At 73.0% G+C, this 14,614-nt stretch carries 13 protein-coding genes and 1 pseudogene; 5 read left to right on the top strand and 9 right to left on the bottom strand.

The annotated features are described in order from the left end of the window. Window positions 1-42 precede the first annotated feature (42 nt). Complete coding sequence (ribA, locus tag ACZ52C_RS15275; protein ID WP_469075165.1) at window positions 43-702, bottom strand: GTP cyclohydrolase II; 660 nt, start codon at window positions 700-702, stop codon at window positions 43-45. A gap of 78 nt (window positions 703-780) precedes the next feature. On the opposite strand from ribA, the gene ACZ52C_RS15270 reads away from it, so the two are divergent. Further along, the gene (locus ACZ52C_RS15270; RefSeq protein WP_469075164.1) at window positions 781-1,572 is read left to right on the top strand and encodes a creatininase family protein; all 792 of its coding nucleotides are present in this window, start codon (window positions 781-783) and stop codon (window positions 1,570-1,572) included. A gap of 71 nt (window positions 1,573-1,643) precedes the next feature. On the opposite strand, the pseudogene ACZ52C_RS15265 reads toward ACZ52C_RS15270, so the two are convergent. The 5 genes and pseudogenes from ACZ52C_RS15265 to ACZ52C_RS15245 all read right to left on the bottom strand — a co-directional run. After that, window positions 1,644-2,639: pseudogene (locus ACZ52C_RS15265) on the bottom strand (lysylphosphatidylglycerol synthase transmembrane domain-containing protein); the annotation flags it as partial. Window positions 2,640-2,875: 236 nt separating this feature from the next. Further along, entirely contained in the window at window positions 2,876-3,898 is a 1,023-nt protein-coding gene (locus ACZ52C_RS15260) for a methyltransferase domain-containing protein (RefSeq protein ID WP_469075163.1), read from the bottom strand. Then, a complete protein-coding gene (locus ACZ52C_RS15255) occupies window positions 3,895-5,172 on the bottom strand; it encodes a glycosyltransferase family 4 protein (protein ID WP_086786561.1) in 1,278 nt (425 codons plus the stop codon). Before ACZ52C_RS15255 ends, ACZ52C_RS15260 begins: the two co-directional genes overlap by 4 nt. Then, window positions 5,169-5,567 carry a 6-pyruvoyl trahydropterin synthase family protein gene (locus ACZ52C_RS15250; RefSeq protein ID WP_086800123.1) on the bottom strand — a complete coding sequence of 133 codons (399 nt, stop codon included), beginning with the start codon at window positions 5,565-5,567 and terminating at the stop codon, window positions 5,169-5,171. Before ACZ52C_RS15250 ends, ACZ52C_RS15255 begins: the two co-directional genes overlap by 4 nt. Before the next feature lie 169 nt (window positions 5,568-5,736). Beyond that, window positions 5,737-6,717, bottom strand: coding sequence for a zinc-dependent alcohol dehydrogenase (locus ACZ52C_RS15245; protein WP_469075162.1), 981 nt, complete (start codon window positions 6,715-6,717; stop codon window positions 5,737-5,739). Between the two features lie 107 nt (window positions 6,718-6,824). Between ACZ52C_RS15245 and ACZ52C_RS15240 the strand changes: the two genes are divergently transcribed. After that, window positions 6,825-7,625, top strand: coding sequence for a CDP-alcohol phosphatidyltransferase family protein (locus ACZ52C_RS15240; protein ID WP_469075161.1), 801 nt, complete (start codon window positions 6,825-6,827; stop codon window positions 7,623-7,625). 724 nt (window positions 7,626-8,349) lie between these two features. Here the strand turns inward: ACZ52C_RS15240 and ACZ52C_RS15235 are convergent. Beyond that, window positions 8,350-9,330 carry an NADP-dependent oxidoreductase gene (locus ACZ52C_RS15235; RefSeq protein ID WP_469075160.1) on the bottom strand — a complete coding sequence of 327 codons (981 nt, stop codon included), beginning with the start codon at window positions 9,328-9,330 and terminating at the stop codon, window positions 8,350-8,352. An 82-nt stretch (window positions 9,331-9,412) separates the two neighbouring features. Here ACZ52C_RS15235 and ACZ52C_RS15230 point away from each other — a divergent pair, with 82 nt between their 5' ends. Beyond that, entirely contained in the window at window positions 9,413-10,399 is a 987-nt protein-coding gene (locus tag ACZ52C_RS15230) for a GlxA family transcriptional regulator (protein WP_469075159.1), read from the top strand. On the opposite strand, the gene ACZ52C_RS15225 is transcribed toward ACZ52C_RS15230, so the two are convergent. Next, the gene (locus ACZ52C_RS15225; RefSeq protein WP_469075158.1) at window positions 10,389-11,429 is read right to left on the bottom strand and encodes a LacI family DNA-binding transcriptional regulator; all 1,041 of its coding nucleotides are present in this window, start codon (window positions 11,427-11,429) and stop codon (window positions 10,389-10,391) included. The genes ACZ52C_RS15230 and ACZ52C_RS15225 overlap by 11 nt on opposite strands. A gap of 199 nt (window positions 11,430-11,628) precedes the next feature. On the opposite strand from ACZ52C_RS15225, the gene ACZ52C_RS15220 reads away from it, so the two are divergent. Further along, window positions 11,629-12,390, top strand: coding sequence for an SDR family oxidoreductase (locus tag ACZ52C_RS15220; RefSeq protein WP_469075157.1), 762 nt, complete (start codon window positions 11,629-11,631; stop codon window positions 12,388-12,390). A 78-nt stretch (window positions 12,391-12,468) separates the two neighbouring features. Next, on the top strand, window positions 12,469-13,479 hold the full coding sequence (locus ACZ52C_RS15215) for a Gfo/Idh/MocA family protein (RefSeq protein ID WP_469075156.1): 1,011 nt from the start codon (window positions 12,469-12,471) through the stop codon (window positions 13,477-13,479). 90 nt (window positions 13,480-13,569) lie between these two features. On the opposite strand, the gene ACZ52C_RS15210 is transcribed toward ACZ52C_RS15215, so the two are convergent. After that, the gene (locus ACZ52C_RS15210) at window positions 13,570-14,583 is read right to left on the bottom strand and encodes a LacI family DNA-binding transcriptional regulator (protein WP_469075155.1); all 1,014 of its coding nucleotides are present in this window, start codon (window positions 14,581-14,583) and stop codon (window positions 13,570-13,572) included. Window positions 14,584-14,614 lie beyond the last annotated feature (31 nt).

Raw genomic sequence — 14,614 nt, 5'->3', positions numbered from 1 at the left:
GTCGGAAGTCCTCCGAGGCAGCCGCCGCGCGGACCCCGGCGCTCAGGACGAGTGGACCACCGCGTCCAGGTGCGGCAGGTAGTGGTCGAGCCGCTCCCGCTTGGTGCGCAGGTAGGTGATGTTGTCCTCGCACGGGGTGATGAGCAGCGGCACCTGCTCGGTGATCTCGATGCCGTGGCGCAGCAGGGCCTCCCGCTTGCGCGGGTTGTTCGACATCAGCCGGACCGACCGGACGCCGAGGTCGTGCAGCATCTCGGCCGCCACCCGGTAGTCGCGGGCGTCCACCGGCAGCCCGAGGGCGAGGTTGGCCTCGACGGTGTCCAGGCCCTCCGCCTGGAGCTTCATCGCCTGGAGCTTGGCGAGCAGGCCGATCCCGCGGCCCTCGTGACCGCGCAGATAGACCAGAACGCCCCGCCCCTCGGCGACTATCGCGCGCAGCGCGCTGTCGAGCTGTTCGCCGCATTCGCAGTGCTGCGAGCCGAACGCGTCACCGGTCAGGCACTCCGAGTGCAGGCGGATGAGAATTTCCTCACCGCCGCTGATGTCGCCGTACACCAGTGCCACTTGTTCTTCGCCGCGGTCCTGGTCGAGATAACCTACGGCCTCGAAGTCGCCGTAGGTGGTGGGCAGGGGGGCGTTCACCACACGTACGGCGCCGGAGGACTGGGCATTCGTGCCGAGTACACCAACATTTTCTGTCATGATCTGGTTCCTATCTGGTGAGTCCTGACGTCATGCGAAAATGACGGAGCATCAGCAGAGACGAAAGGCCGTGAAAAGATGAGCAGTTCGAGTCTTGTACCGACGGACACCACCGCGGACGTCCGGGCGCGCGGGGCGGCGGCGGGCCGGCAGGTCGCGGTGCTTCCGGTCGGCAGCTACGAGCAGCACGGTCCGTATCTGCCGCTGGCCACCGACACGTTGGTCGCCTGCGCGATATCCCGGGAGATAGCCGCCGCGTACCCGGTGCACCTCCTGCCGCCCGTGACCATCGCCTGCTCGCACGAGCACGCGGCCTGGCCCGGCACCGTCAGCATCTCCGCGACGACGCTGCACGCGATGGTGCGCGACATCGCCGCGTCGCTGCGCGCGTCGGGCGTCGAGGCACTGGTCGTGGTGAACGGACACGGTGGGAATTATGTGCTGGGCAATGTCGTCCAGGAATCCACCGCTGCGGGACATCGAATGGCGCTTTTCCCGGCGATGGAGGACTGGGACGCCGCGCGCGAACGGGCGGGCGTACAGACGTCGTTGCTCAGCGATATGCATGCGGGAGAAATCGAGACCTCCATACTTCTGCATTGCCACCCCGAATTGGTCCGTCCCGGTCACGAGACCACCGATTTCCTTGCCGACGACCGCCGTCATCTCCTCTCCCTCGGTATGTCGGCCTACACCGATTCCGGTGTGATCGGCCGTCCGTCCCTGGCGTCCGCCGCGAAGGGGAAGGAGTTGCTGGCAGGGTTCGTGGAATCCTTCGGAGCGTACTTCTCGTTGGTCACCTCGGAAGCCTGGGGGACGGGCCCGGTTCCGGTCACGGTCGCGTCCGACGGCTCGCCCGCGGGCGACTGACGGCGGGCGCGCAGCGAGCCGTACCAGCGTCCGACGAGCACGAGGGCTCCCGGCAGCGCGGCCGCGAAGCTGAGCACACCGTAGACGACGGCCACGGTCAGCCCCTGCGAGGCGCCCAGTCCGGCGGCGCCGAACGACCAGGCGGTGACGCCCTCCCGCGGGCCCCAGCCGCCGACGTTGAGCGGCAGGCTCATGGCGATCAGGGCCAGCAGTGCGAGGGGCAGCAGTTCCCGTGTCGTCGCGGCGGAGCCGGCGACATCCGCGGCGAGCAGGAACGTCGCCACGTATCCGACCAGGACCGCCACGGACGAGAACAGCACGGCGGGGCCGCTGCCGCGGTTCAGCAGCACGCCGCGCGCCTCGGCGAGGACGGCCCTGATCCTGCGGCCCCGGCCGCCCGCGGAGGCGCTCGGCCTGCGGCCCATCCGGACCGCCGCCCAGATCGCCAGCGCGCCCAGCGCGGCGAGCGCCGTCACCCCGGCCGCGTGGCGGGTCTGCTCCAGCACGGGCGACGGCAGCACCAGCAGGACCGTTACGCCCACGACGGCCAGCACCAACTGGCCCGCGGTGCGCTCGATCACCACCGCGCGTACGCCCCGGCCCATGTCGCCGGAGCTCTGTCCGTGCCGCACCGCCCGGTGCACGTCGCCGAGGACACCGCCGGGCAGCGCCGCGTTCAGGAACAGCGCCCGGTAGTAGTCGGCGACGGCGGGGCCGAGCGGCAGCCGCAGCCCGAGCGCCCTGGTCACCGCGCACCAGCGCCACGCGCTGAACACCGTGGTCAGCGCGCCGATACCGACAGCCGCCGCGAGCGTCCCGCCGTCGATCCGGCGCAGCCCGTCGACGAACACGCCGGTGCCCATGCGCCAGAACACGACCACGAGGATCGCCGTTCCGGCGAGGGTGCCGAAGTGGGTGCGCAGCGCACGGCCGAACCGGGAGCCGCGCCGGGACCCGGCGGGTGCCGGAGCGGGCGTCGCACCCGAGATCCGCTCAAGGGCGGAGGGACCGTCGGACGCGACCGCCGGCGAAGGAGTACGCGAACCCGCCGCGTCCACCCGGTTCATCCCGTCCGTCCCGTCAGCCCCGTCCGTCCCGTTCGTCCGGTTCGATCGGTCCATGTCGGGAGTGGGCGTCGAGGTCGTCGGCCGTGGTGCGCGCGCGGCGGGGGTGAGCGCGCGGACCCTCGCCCGCGGACCCGGCGTGCCCGCCTTCACGCGGGCCCGGACTCCGCGTGGGCGCACGCGTATCCGGTCCCCCGTCGCCGCTGGACGGGCCCCGACCGTCTCCTCCACCGGTGCCGTCATGAGGCTCCGCCCTTCGGCCGGGGCAGCGCCAGGAGGTCACTGTGGTGGACGACGACGCGGAGTTCACCGGCCGCGTTGGCCGCGAGGCGCTCGCGGAGGTAGACGTCGGCGCGCTCGGTGAGTTCGGGGCGCTGCTCGCACGCGGCACCGACCCAGCCGCGCAGCCACTCCTCGGTGAGGGCGGTGTGCCGGGTGTCGAGCTGCCAGGGGCTCGGGTTGACCCGGACCGTGGCCCCCTGCTGGGCGAACGCCTCGCAGGCGACGGTGATCGCGTCCGGACCGAGCAGATCGCTCGCGCGCTGATGGGCGTTGAACGCCTCGGCGATCTCGGCGTCCAGGGGGTGCGCGGGGACGAGGTCCACCCGGCCCACGACGGAGAGCGTCAGCAGCGCGGGGACACCGGCGCCCGCGCAGGCCGCCGCGAGCGCCTCGATCTCCTCGCGGGTGAGGACGTCGAGCAGCGCGGACGCCGTGACCAGCGAGGCACCGTCGAGGTCGGCCGCCGTGAGCCGCCCGATGTCACCGCGCCGCGTGGTGACCGTGACCGGGCTGCCGTCGGCGGCGGCGCGCGGCGCCCGCGCGACGGCCAGCCGCAGCAGGTTCGGGTCCTGGTCGTGCAGCACCCACCGCTGGGCGCCGTCCAGCCGGGGCGCGAGCCAGCGGCCCATGGAGCCGGTGCCGCAGCCGAGGTCGTGCACGGTCAGCCCGGTGGCACGACCGGGCAGGTTGGCGAGGCGGATGCGCAGCGGGTCCAGCAGGTCCACCGCGCGGGCGTCGGCGTCGGCGCTCTCGCGCAACTCCAGCCACTGCGGCGCGTACTGGTGGTCCTCGGGCGCGGGCGTGTCTCCCCCGCGTCCCGCCATGCTCAACACCCCGCCGGCGGCGGGCGTGGTCCCCCCGGCAGCGACGGGCCCCGGGGTGACCGGCGTGCCCGGCGAAGAGGCCGCCCCCGTGGGCAGCGGTCCCCCCGTCGACAGGGGCCCGCCCGCGGACATGGTCATATCGGCAGAAGTGGTCATGCCGCCCTCCGAGGTTCGTGCCTGAGCCTGCCCAGCACATGGGCCAGGCTGCGGGCCGTGGTCGCCCAGCCGTCCAGGGCGGCCCTGCGCCCGCGCGCGGCCGCCTTCAGCCGACGCCGTACGTCCGCCTCGCCGAACCAGCCGCGCAGCTCGGCGGCGATGGCCGCCGGGTTCTCCGGCGGAACGAGGATGCCGGGCACCCCGCCGTCGGGGGCGCGGCCGACGGCCTCGGGGAGACCGCCGACGTCCGTGGCCAGGACGGGGATACCGCGCGCGAGGGCTTCGGTGACCGCCATGCCGTACGTCTCGGCGTAGGAGGTGAGGACCATCAGGTCGGCGGCGGCGTAGCTGGCGTCGAGTTCCGCGCCCGCCTGCGGTCCGGCGAGGTGGAAGCGGTCCTCCAGGCCGAACTTCGCGATCAGCGAGCGGATGTGGTCGACGTACTCGGGCTCCTGGTCGAGGCCGCCGACCAGGACGCAGCTCCAGCGCAGTTCGGTGACGGTCGCGAGGGCCTCCACCAGCCGGTGCTGCCCCTTGCGCGGGGTGACCGCGGCCACGCACAGCAGCCGGGAGACGCCGTCGGTGCCGGAGGCGAGGGGCGCGATGTCGGCGCCGGGGGCGGCGACATGGACCCGCTCGGGGGCGAGTCCGTGGTGTGACACGAGTCTGCGGACCGCCCACTCGCTGGTCGCGATCACCGCGGACACGCCCCGCAGAGTGGTGCGTTCCTTGGCGTCGAGTTCGGCGGCGAGTTCGGGCTCCAGGCCGGTCTCGTCGCCGAGCGGCAGATGCACCAGCACGGCCAGGCAGAGGCGTTCGGCCTCGGGGAGGACGATCTCGGGGACACCGCAGGCGACCAGTCCGTCGAGGAGGACCACGGTGCCGTCGGGGAGTTCGCTGAGCGTACGGGCGAGTTCGGCGCGGGCCGTCTCGTCCGGGCGCGGCCAGCTGCCGTCGATCGCGTGCTTGTGCACCTGCCAGCCGAAGCCGGGCAGGTCGAGGCAGATCCGCCGGTCGTAGGCGTTGCCGCCGCTGGGCCGGCTGGGGTCGTCGACACCGCCCGGCATCACGAAGTGCACGGAGCGCAGCGACATGGGGATGATCGCGGCGTTCTTCAACGCCGCGTTCTGCACGGGCACATAGCCGAGCCTCACGTGCTCTCCCCCGTTCGCCTGAGCCCCGCCCTTCACCTGGGCGCCGCTTACCCCGTCCGTGGCACCGGATGCCTGGGCAGTGGTGCCGACGACCGCCCGGTCGATGGTCACGTCGGTCACAGGGCACGCTCGTAACTCGCCCAGGCGATGTGCGACTCGTGCAGGGTGACGGAGAGGCCGGCGATGCCCTTGGCGTTCTCCCCGAGGGCGCCCTTGTGGATCCGCTCGGCGAGCCGGTCGGCGATCACCTTGGCCAGGAACTCCGTGGAGGTGTTGGTGTTGGCGAAGGCGGGCTCGTTGTCGAGGTTGCGGTAGTTCAACTCGCTCACCACGGCACCGAGCTCCTGGGTGGCCAGCCCGATGTCTACGACGATGTTGTCGTCGTCCAGTTCGGCGCGCCGGAAGGTGGCGTCCACGAGGAACGTGGCGCCGTGCAGGCGCTGCGCGGGTCCGAAGACCTCCCCGCGGAAGCTGTGGGCGATCATGATGTGATCGCGAACGGTGATGCTGAACAACGGACGACCCTCCAGTGCGGTACGTCTGCCCCCGGGCCGGGGCATGCCGTGTAGTACGGCTGCTCCCTACCCGTTGTTCAGCCGAGTTTTCCGGTTTCTTCGGAGGTCAGCGTTCCGTTCGGGCAGTTCAGGGGCGGGCGGGGCGAACCGGAACGCTCAACTCACAGGCTCACTCGACGTCGTAGCGCACCCGGTGGCACATCCCGGGCAGGTCTCCGCTCGCGAGCTTCGGCAGGACGTCCGGGAGTTCCTCGAAGGCGCACTCTCCGGTGACGAGGGCGTCGAAGCGGGCGTCGGCGAGGAGTTCGAGGGCGAGCGCCATCCGGTCCGCGTACGTCCGTCCGACGCGTCCGGCCGGGGAGACGGTTCCCACCTGGCTGCTGCGGACGGTGAGCCGGCGTGAGTGGAAGGCCTCGCCGAGGGGCAGGGCGATGCGGCGGTCGCCGTACCAGCTCAGCTCGATGACCGTGCCCTCGGCGGCGAGGAGTTCGAGGGAGCGCACGAGGCCCTGTTCGCTGGCGCTGGCGTGCACGACGAGATCGCACTCGCCCAGCGCGTCCTCGGGCAGCGCGAAGTCCACGCCGAGGGCGCGGGCGATCTCGGCGCGCGCCGGGTCCGCGTCGACGAGCTGGACGCGTACGCCCGGGTAGCGCGCGAGGAGCGCGGCGACCGAGCAGCCGACCATGCCGCCGCCGACGACGGCGATCCGGTCCCCGATGAGCGGCGCGGCGTCCCACAGGGCGTTGACGGCGGTCTCCACGGTCCCGGCCAGGACGGCCCGCGCCGCCGGCACGGACTCCGGCACGACGGTGACGGCGCTCGCGGGAACGACGTAGCGGCTCTGGTGCGGATACAGGCAGAAGACGGTCCGGCCGACCAGTGCGTCGGGGCCCTCTTCCACCCGACCGACGCTGAGGTAGCCGTACTTCACGGGAGCGGGAAAGTCGCCCTCCTGGAAGGGCGCGCGCATGGTCGCGCGCTGGTTCTCGGGTACGTGGCCGCGGAACACGAGCGTCTCGGTGCCCCGGCTGACTCCTGAGTACAGCGCGCGGACCAGGACCTCGTCGGCGGCGGGGGCGGCGAGGGTCTCCGTCCGGATCTCGCCCTGCCCGGGGGAGCGTAGCCAGAAGGCATTGGCTGTCGGTTTCATGTGCGTCTCCGTGAACGGTCGAGCGGTTCGCCACGTACGCAGCGGTGGAAGTTCGCGGACACGGTACGCGGCGATGATCCACTTGTCACACGTTCGGAAGGTATGCGGTGGCCCTGATCAACACATACGACGGCCGGCTGTTGCTCTCGGAGACGACCGTGGGCGCAGGCGCCCAGGTGCTGCTCCTCGCCTTCCTGGGCACGGCGATCGGACTGGGCCCGGCGGGCTGGCTGACCGGGCTGGCCTTCGGGCTCGCCACCTGGGCGGTCCTCAACCGCGCCCTGCTGCGCACCCGGACCCGTACCTTCGGACCGGCCAACCGCGTCACGCTCGGCCGGGCGATACTCGTCGGCGCCGTCACCGCGCTGGTCGCCGACTCCTTCCAGAGCTCGCCGCCCGTCTCGCTCTTCGTCGGGCTGACCGCCGTGGCGCTGATCCTCGACGGTGTCGACGGCCAGGTGGCCCGGCGCACGAACACCTCGACCGCGCTGGGCGCGCGCTTCGACATGGAGGTCGACGCGTTCCTGATCCTGGTGCTGAGCGTGTACGTCGCGATGTCGATGGGCCCGTGGGTGCTGCTGATCGGTCTCATGCGGTACGTCTTCGTGGCCGCCGCCAAGGTCGCGCCGTGGCTGAACAACTCGCTGCCGCACAGCATGGCCCGCAAGACGGTCGCCGCCGTCCAGGGTGTGTTCCTGCTGGTCGCCGCCTCCGGTCTGCTGCCGTACGCGGCGGGCTTCGGCCTGGTCGCGCTGGCGCTGGGCTCGCTGCTCTGGTCCTTCGGGCGGGACGTGGTCTGGCTGTTCCACAACCGGGCGGGCCACGGCGCGCCGATGACCACGACCACCGTCGACGAGCCGGTGACCGTGACCATCGAGCGCAGGGCGGCCGAGCTCGTCACGAGCTGAGCCGGACAGCCCCCGACACCGGGGCGGCACAGGCATCGCGCACCGCACGCACCGCCGCCCCCGAGACCGGTCCGTCCCACGACAGCCCCCGCACGACGGACCGCCGCCCACCGCACGACGGACCGCCGCCCGACGCTCGACGGTCCGGCGCCCCACCGCTCGACGCTGGCCCGCCTGGCGCTGGCCCGCCTGGCGCGCGATGCACCGGCACGCGACCGACCGGCGATAGAACGACCGGCGCCGCCCCACCGCCCAGAGTTGCGATGGACCGGCCCTCCACCGCTTGACGCTGACCCAACCGGAGTTCGATGACCGGCGCCCGACCGCCCGGCACCCGCCGCCCCACCGCTTGACGCTGGCCCGCCTGGCGCGCGATGCACCGGCACGCGACCGACCGGCGATAGAAGGACCGGCGCCGCCCCACCGCCCGACGCTCGGTGGTACCCGCGACCCTCCGCCCGGCGCCCGGCGCCCGACCGCCCAGCGCCCGACCGCCCAGAGTTCCGATGGACCGGCGCCCCACCGCTTGACGCTGACCCAACCGGAGTTCGATGGACCGGCGCCCGACCGCCCGGCGCCGCACCGGTCGGCGCCCGACCGACCGGCCCGCCCGACCGCCCGGCGCCGCACCGCCCGGCCCCCGATGGACCGCCGCCCGAACGCCCGGCGCTCGACGGACCGGCTCCCTCCGCCCGGCGCGCCCCCCGACCCCATGGCCGACGGTTCAGTCGATCGTGAGGACGATCTTTCCGGTCGTTCGGTCGGTTTCTCCGAGGGCGTGTGCCTTGGCCGCCTCGGCGAGCGGGAAGGTCGCGTCGACATGGGCCCGCAGCTTGCCCTGCTCGACGAGTGCCGCGATGGCCCGCATTGCCGCCTGGTCGGCCTCGACCAGCAGCTTCACCAGCCGTGCGCCCCGCGCGGCGGCCCTCTCGGCCTCCTCCTCCCCGCCGACCGGCAGGATCGAGACGAGGGTGCCGCCCTCCCCGAGCACGTCCACGGACCGCGTGCGAACGTCCCCGGCGAGGGTGTCCAGCACGACGTCCACCTCCCCGGCCACCTCCACGAAGTCCGTGGTCCGGTAGTCGATCAGCTCGTCCGCGCCCAGCTCGCGCAGCAGCTCGTGCTTGCCGGCGCTGGCCGTGCCGATGACGTACGCGCCGCGCGCCTTGGCGATCTGCACGGCGAGATGGCCCACTCCCCCGGCGGCGGCGTGGATCAGGACCCGCTGCCCCTCCCGGACGTCGGCGGTGTCGACGAGCGCCTGGTACGCGGTGAGCGCGGCCAGCGGCAGGGCGCCGGCCTGGACGTGGTCAATGTTCGACGGCTTGGGGGCGAAGGCCCGGGTCGGCCCCTTGGCGTACTCGGCGTACGCGCCCACCCCGTGCGGGTAGGGCAGCATGCCGAACACCTCGTCGCCGGGCTCGAACAGGGTGACCCCGAGGCCGACCTCCGCGACGACGCCCGAGACGTCCCAGCCGAGCACCGGCAGCGGCTCGGGGTGCCACAGCCCGAAGGCACGGTTCTTCCAGTCGGTCGGGTTGACACCGGCCGCGTGCACCCGGACCAGGATCTCGCCCGGCCCCGGCACGGGACGCGCCAGTTCGGCCTCCCTCAGTACCTCCGGTCCGCCGAAGGCGTCCTGGGTCATCGCTCGCATGGTGGTGGTGGCGTCGCCGCCGCTGGTGTTCTCAGTGGTGTCGGTCATGCGGTCCAGCCTGCGGGGGCACCGACGATCACGACAATGGCACGATGGCCATCATTCGATGGGATCGTGCCACACTGGTCGTATGACATCTCCGCACCGGGTGGTGGTCCTCGCGCTCGATGGGGTCTATCCCTTCGAACTCGGCGTCCCGAGCCGCATCTTCGACGCGACCGACGGGCTCTACGAGGTGCTGACCTGCACCCCGGACGGGCGCCCGGTGCGTTCGGCGGCCGACTTCGCCGTCGCCGTGGACCACGGCCCCGAGGCGCTGGACACCGCCGACACCGTGATCGTCCCCTCGTTCGGGGTCTGCCCGCCGACCGCACCGCTGCTGTCGGACGAGCTGCCGGAGCCGGTCGCGGCCGCCCTCGCGCGGATCAGGCCCGGCACCCGGCTGGTGTCCATCTGCTCGGGCGCCTTCGTCCTCGCCTCGGCCGGTCTGCTCGACGGCAGGCCCGCGACCACGCACTGGGCGCTGGCCGACCTCTTCCGCCGCCGTTTCCCGCAGGTCGACCTGGACCCGGACGTCCTCTTCGTCGACGACGGCGACATCCTGACCTCGGCCGGCGCCGCCTCCGGCATCGACCTCTGTCTGCATCTCGTGCGCAGGGACCACGGCAGCGAGGTCGCCAACCGGGTCGCCCGCCGCTGCGTCGTCCCGCCGTGGCGGGAGGGCGGCCAGGCCCAGTACATCGAACAGCCCGTCCCCCAGGACGGCGCCCACGGCACCGCCGCCACCCGGCAGTGGGCCCTCGAACACCTCGACGCCCCGCTCGCCCTGGCCGACCTCGCCGAGCACGCCCGGATGAGCCTGCGCACCTTCGCCCGCCGCTTCAGCGACGAGGTCGGCATGAGCCCCGGCCGCTGGCTCGTCCAGCAGCGGGTGGCCCGCGCCCGTCATCTCCTGGAGTCCACCGACCTCCCGGTCGACGAGATCGCCGGCCACGTCGGCTTCGCCACCGGCGCCTCGCTGCGCCAGCATCTGCACGCGGCGATCGGGGTCCCACCGCTGACGTACCGGCGTACGTTCCGGTCCGGGGCCGCCGTACCCGCCCCGGCTAGCCGGTGACCGCGCCCGCGCCCGGCGGCATGTTGTAGGGCGTCACCACCTGGATCGCCGACGGCAGGAACGGGCCCTCGTCGGGAAGGGCCTGGTGGGCGCGCATGATCATCTGGCAGGCGCGGCGGACGTCCTGGCGCAGGTCGTGGTGGAGCACGGCGGAGAGCCGGTGCTCGCGCAGCAGCCGGGTGTTGTCGTGGTCGAGGTCGTGGGCGACGAAGACGTGCGGCGCGCGGCCGAGCGCGGCGAAGGCGTCGAGCGTGGCGGTGTTGCCGCCGCCGATGGAGTAGACGGCGGCGATCCCCGGCTCCCGCTCCAGCGCGTCGAGGACGAGATCCCGCTGGGTCGCGTCGAGGCCGTCGCTGTCGGTGACCTCCACGAGCGCCCGCTGCGGCGCGACCGCCCGCATCACCCCGCGGAACCCCATCTCCCGCTCCTCCTCGTTGCGGTAGAAGCTGCGGCTGATCGTGACCAGCACGGCGCCCGGCCGGTCGCCGAGCCACTGCCGCAGCAGATACGCGGCGGTCGCCCCGGCGGCCCGGTTGTCTATCCCGACGTACGCCCCGCGCGGGCTGCTCGGCAGGTCCGTGACGAAGGTGACCACCGGGATCCCGGCCGCGACGAGCCGTTCGACGGCGGCGGTGACCTCCGGGACGTCCGGCGCCTTGAGGATCACCCCCTGCGAGCCGCGCCGCCCGATCCGGTCCAGCACCCGCACCATCTCCGAGGCCGACCCCGTCTCCCGGAAGTGGAAGCGGGACCGCACGACCGCCGGGTGCAGCGACGGCAGCTCGGCCTCCAGCGCCTCCCGGACCGCCGTGGAGAACCGCTCCGGGGTCTGCATCACGATGTCGACCATGAACGTACGGCCGCCGATGCGCACCTGCGTCCGCTGCCGGTCCAGGTCCCGCACAGCCTGGTGCACCTCGCGGGCGGTGCTCTCCCGCACCCCTCCCCTGCCGTTGAGGACCCGGTCGACCGTGGCCTGGCTGAGCCCGGCCTGCCGGGCGATCTCACGGATCGGGTAGGGGTGCGCCATGGCGGTGTGTCCTGGATCTCGATGGCGGACCGACGGTCCGTCGGATGATGGGTTTTTGATGGTCCGCTGCGGGTTGTACGAGGGGCTTCGCGCCCCAAGACTGACAGAGGCGACAGGCGCCGGGAAAGGCCGTACGACCAGGACCCCACACCGGGCCCGGCACGGCCCGCCGGAGCCGATCGAAAGGAAACACGGTTCCATGGCACTACTGGAGGACAAGGTCGTCCTCGTCAACGGCGGCAGCCAGGGCGTCGGCGCGGGCGTCGTCCGGGCGGCCCTGCGCGAGGGCGCGACCGTCGCGTTCACCGGACGCCGAGCCGAGGTCGGCGACCGGCTCGCGGCGGACACCGGCGCGACGTTCGTACGGGCCGACCTGACGGACCCGGCGCAGGTGCGCGGCGCCGTGGAACGGGTGATCGCCACGCACGGTCGGGTCGACAGCCTCGTCAACGCGGCCGGCCTCACCTCGCGCGGCTCGCTGCTCGACACCTCGCCCGAACTCTTCGACGCGCACATCGCGATCAACCTGCGCGCCCCCTTCTTCGCCATGCAGGCCGTGGTCGAGCACCTGGTGGCCCGCACGTCGCCCGGCACGATCGTCAACATCGGCTCGAACTGCGCGCACGGCGGCCCGCCGTTCCTGGCCCCGTACTCCGCCGCGAAGGCCGGCCTCGCGGGCCTCACCCGCAACGCCGCCCACGCCCACCGCTGGGACCGGATCCGGATCAACGACCTCAACATCGGCTGGACGGAGACCGAGGGCGAGGACGCGATCCAGCGCGAGTTCCACGGCGCGGCCGACGACTGGCGGGAACGGGCCGCCGAGCGCCTCCCGATGGGCAAGCTCGGCCAGGTCGACGAGATCGCCGACTTCGTGGTCTTCCTGCTCTCCGACCGCAGCGGCGTGGTCACCGGCTCGATCATCGACTGGGACCAGAACGTCGTCGGCGCCCAGGACTGACCGCCCCCTCCCTCTCCCTCCTCACCTCCTCTCCCGTATCTCCCGCTTCTTCAGCACCTCCGAAAGGGACACTCGATCATGCGCATTGGCATCCTGGGGCTGGGCCGCATCGGCGCCTTCCACGCCGAAACCCTCGCCGGTCTGGACGTCGTGGAGCAGCTGGTCGTCTCCGACCCGCTGGCCGCCGCCGCGCAGGCGGCCGGCGAGAAGTTCGGCGCCGTCGTGGCCGACTCGCCCGAGGCGGTCTTCGCCTCCGGGATCGACGGTGTCGTGATCACCGCCGCCACCGACGCGCACCCGGGCCTGATCCTGGCCGCCGTCGAGGCGGGCGTCCCGGTGTTCTGCGAGAAGCCGGTGGCGAAGACGGTCGAGGAGAGCCTCACCGTGCTGCGCGCCGTGCGCGACAGCGGCATCGAGGCCCAGATCGGCTTCAACCGCCGCTTCGACGCGGGCTGTGTGACCGCCCGCGAGGCCGTCCTCAGCGGTGAGCTGGGCGCGCTGCACACGGTCCGGTCCACCACCCTCGACCCGGCCCCGCCGCCGGCGGCCTACGTCGCCGTGTCGGGCGGCATCTTCCGCGACTGCGCGGTGCACGACTTCGACGTGGTGCGCTGGGTGACGGGCCGCGAGGTCGTCGAGGTGTACGCGACGGGCGGCAACAAGGGCGCGGAGTACATCAAGGACGCGGGTGACGTCGACACGGCGTCCGCGCTGCTCACCTTCGACGACGGCACCATCGGCGTCATCTCCAACACCCGCCACAACGCCCGGGGTTACGACGTCCGTCTGGAGGTCCACGGCATGAAGGACAGCATCGCCGCCGGCCTCGACACCCAGCTCCCGCTGCGCTCCGCCGAGCCCGGTGTCACCTTCCCCTCCGGTGTCCCGCACACCTTCTTCATGGACCGCTTCGCGCCCGCCTACCGCGCCGAACTCGCCGCGTTCACCGAGGTCGTCGCCGGCACCCGCACCTCCCCCTGCACGGTCGCCGACGCTCTGGAGGCCAGCTGGATCGCCGAGGCGGCGACGCTCTCGGTGGCGGAGCACCGGCCGGTCCGGCTGGAGGAGCTGCGCAAGGACGCCGTCTGAGCGACGCGAGGAAAGCCGTCCGGCGGCTGAGGCGGCCCGGTTTCGAAGGAGGCCCGTCCGAGCGGCCCGCACGAGGCCGCCGGCGCGGTGTCAGGCGCTGCGGCGGGTGACCAGACGGGTGGGCAGGATCAGCGGAGTGGGGTCCTGCCCGTGGATGAGCGCGACGAGCATGCGTGCCATCTCCCGTCCGAGCGCCGCTATGGGCTGATGGACGGTGGTGAGCGGCGGATCGGCGATCCCGGCCACGGCCAGGTCGTCCCAACCGACCACGGCGACGTCGGCGGGCACCTGCCGCCCTGCCTCGCGCAGGGTGCGCAGCGCCCCCGCCGCCATGTTGTCGCTGGCGGCGAACACCCCGTCCAGATCGGGGTGTTCCGCCAGCAGCGCGGCCATGACCGCGGCTCCGCCGGGCTCGGTGAAATCCCCTGCCCGGGGCGGGAAGGGATCGAGGTCGGCGGCCAGCATGGCGTCCCGGTAGCCGCGGTACCGGGCCCGCCCCGCCTCGGTGTCCAGGCGCCCGCAGATCGCGGCGACGCGCGTCCTGCCGCGTGAGAGCAGATACTCGGTAGCCTCACGGGCCCCGCCGGCGTTGTCGACGTCCACGTACCAGCGGGGAGCGGGCCCGACGGGGCGCCCGCCGAACACCACGGGGACGTCCGCCTCCTCGGCCGTCCGGGCCAGCGGATCGCCCTCGCGCAGCGCCATCATCATGACGCCGTCAGCGCCCTTGCAACGGATCAGTTCCGCCACCCGCTCGCGGCCCCGGTCGGAAGCGGCCAGGCACAGCATCAGATGCAGGTCGGCCTCCTCCAGCGCCGCCGACGCCCCCACGATCACCTGGGCGAAGAACGGATCCGCGAAGATCGACGGTTCCTCTCCCGAGACGACCAGGGCGGCGGCTCGCGTCTGACGGGTGGCCAGGGCGCGGGCGCTCGGATTGGGTACGTAGCCGAGTCGCCGGACGGCCCGCTCGACCGCCTCGCGTTTGCCGCGGCTGACGTGCGGCGCGTTGTTGAGGACGCGGGAGGCCACCGAACGGGAGACCCCGGCCAGTGCGGCCACGGCATCGAGCGTGGGCTGCCGACCCGGCGGATCCTCTGCCATGACCACGCGCCCCTCCCCCTGACCGAAAACT

The organism is Streptomyces sp. NPDC034049 (assembly GCF_055575575.1).
The sequence above is the reverse complement of the archived record's forward strand: the minus strand, read 5'-3'. Positions and strand labels throughout refer to the sequence as shown.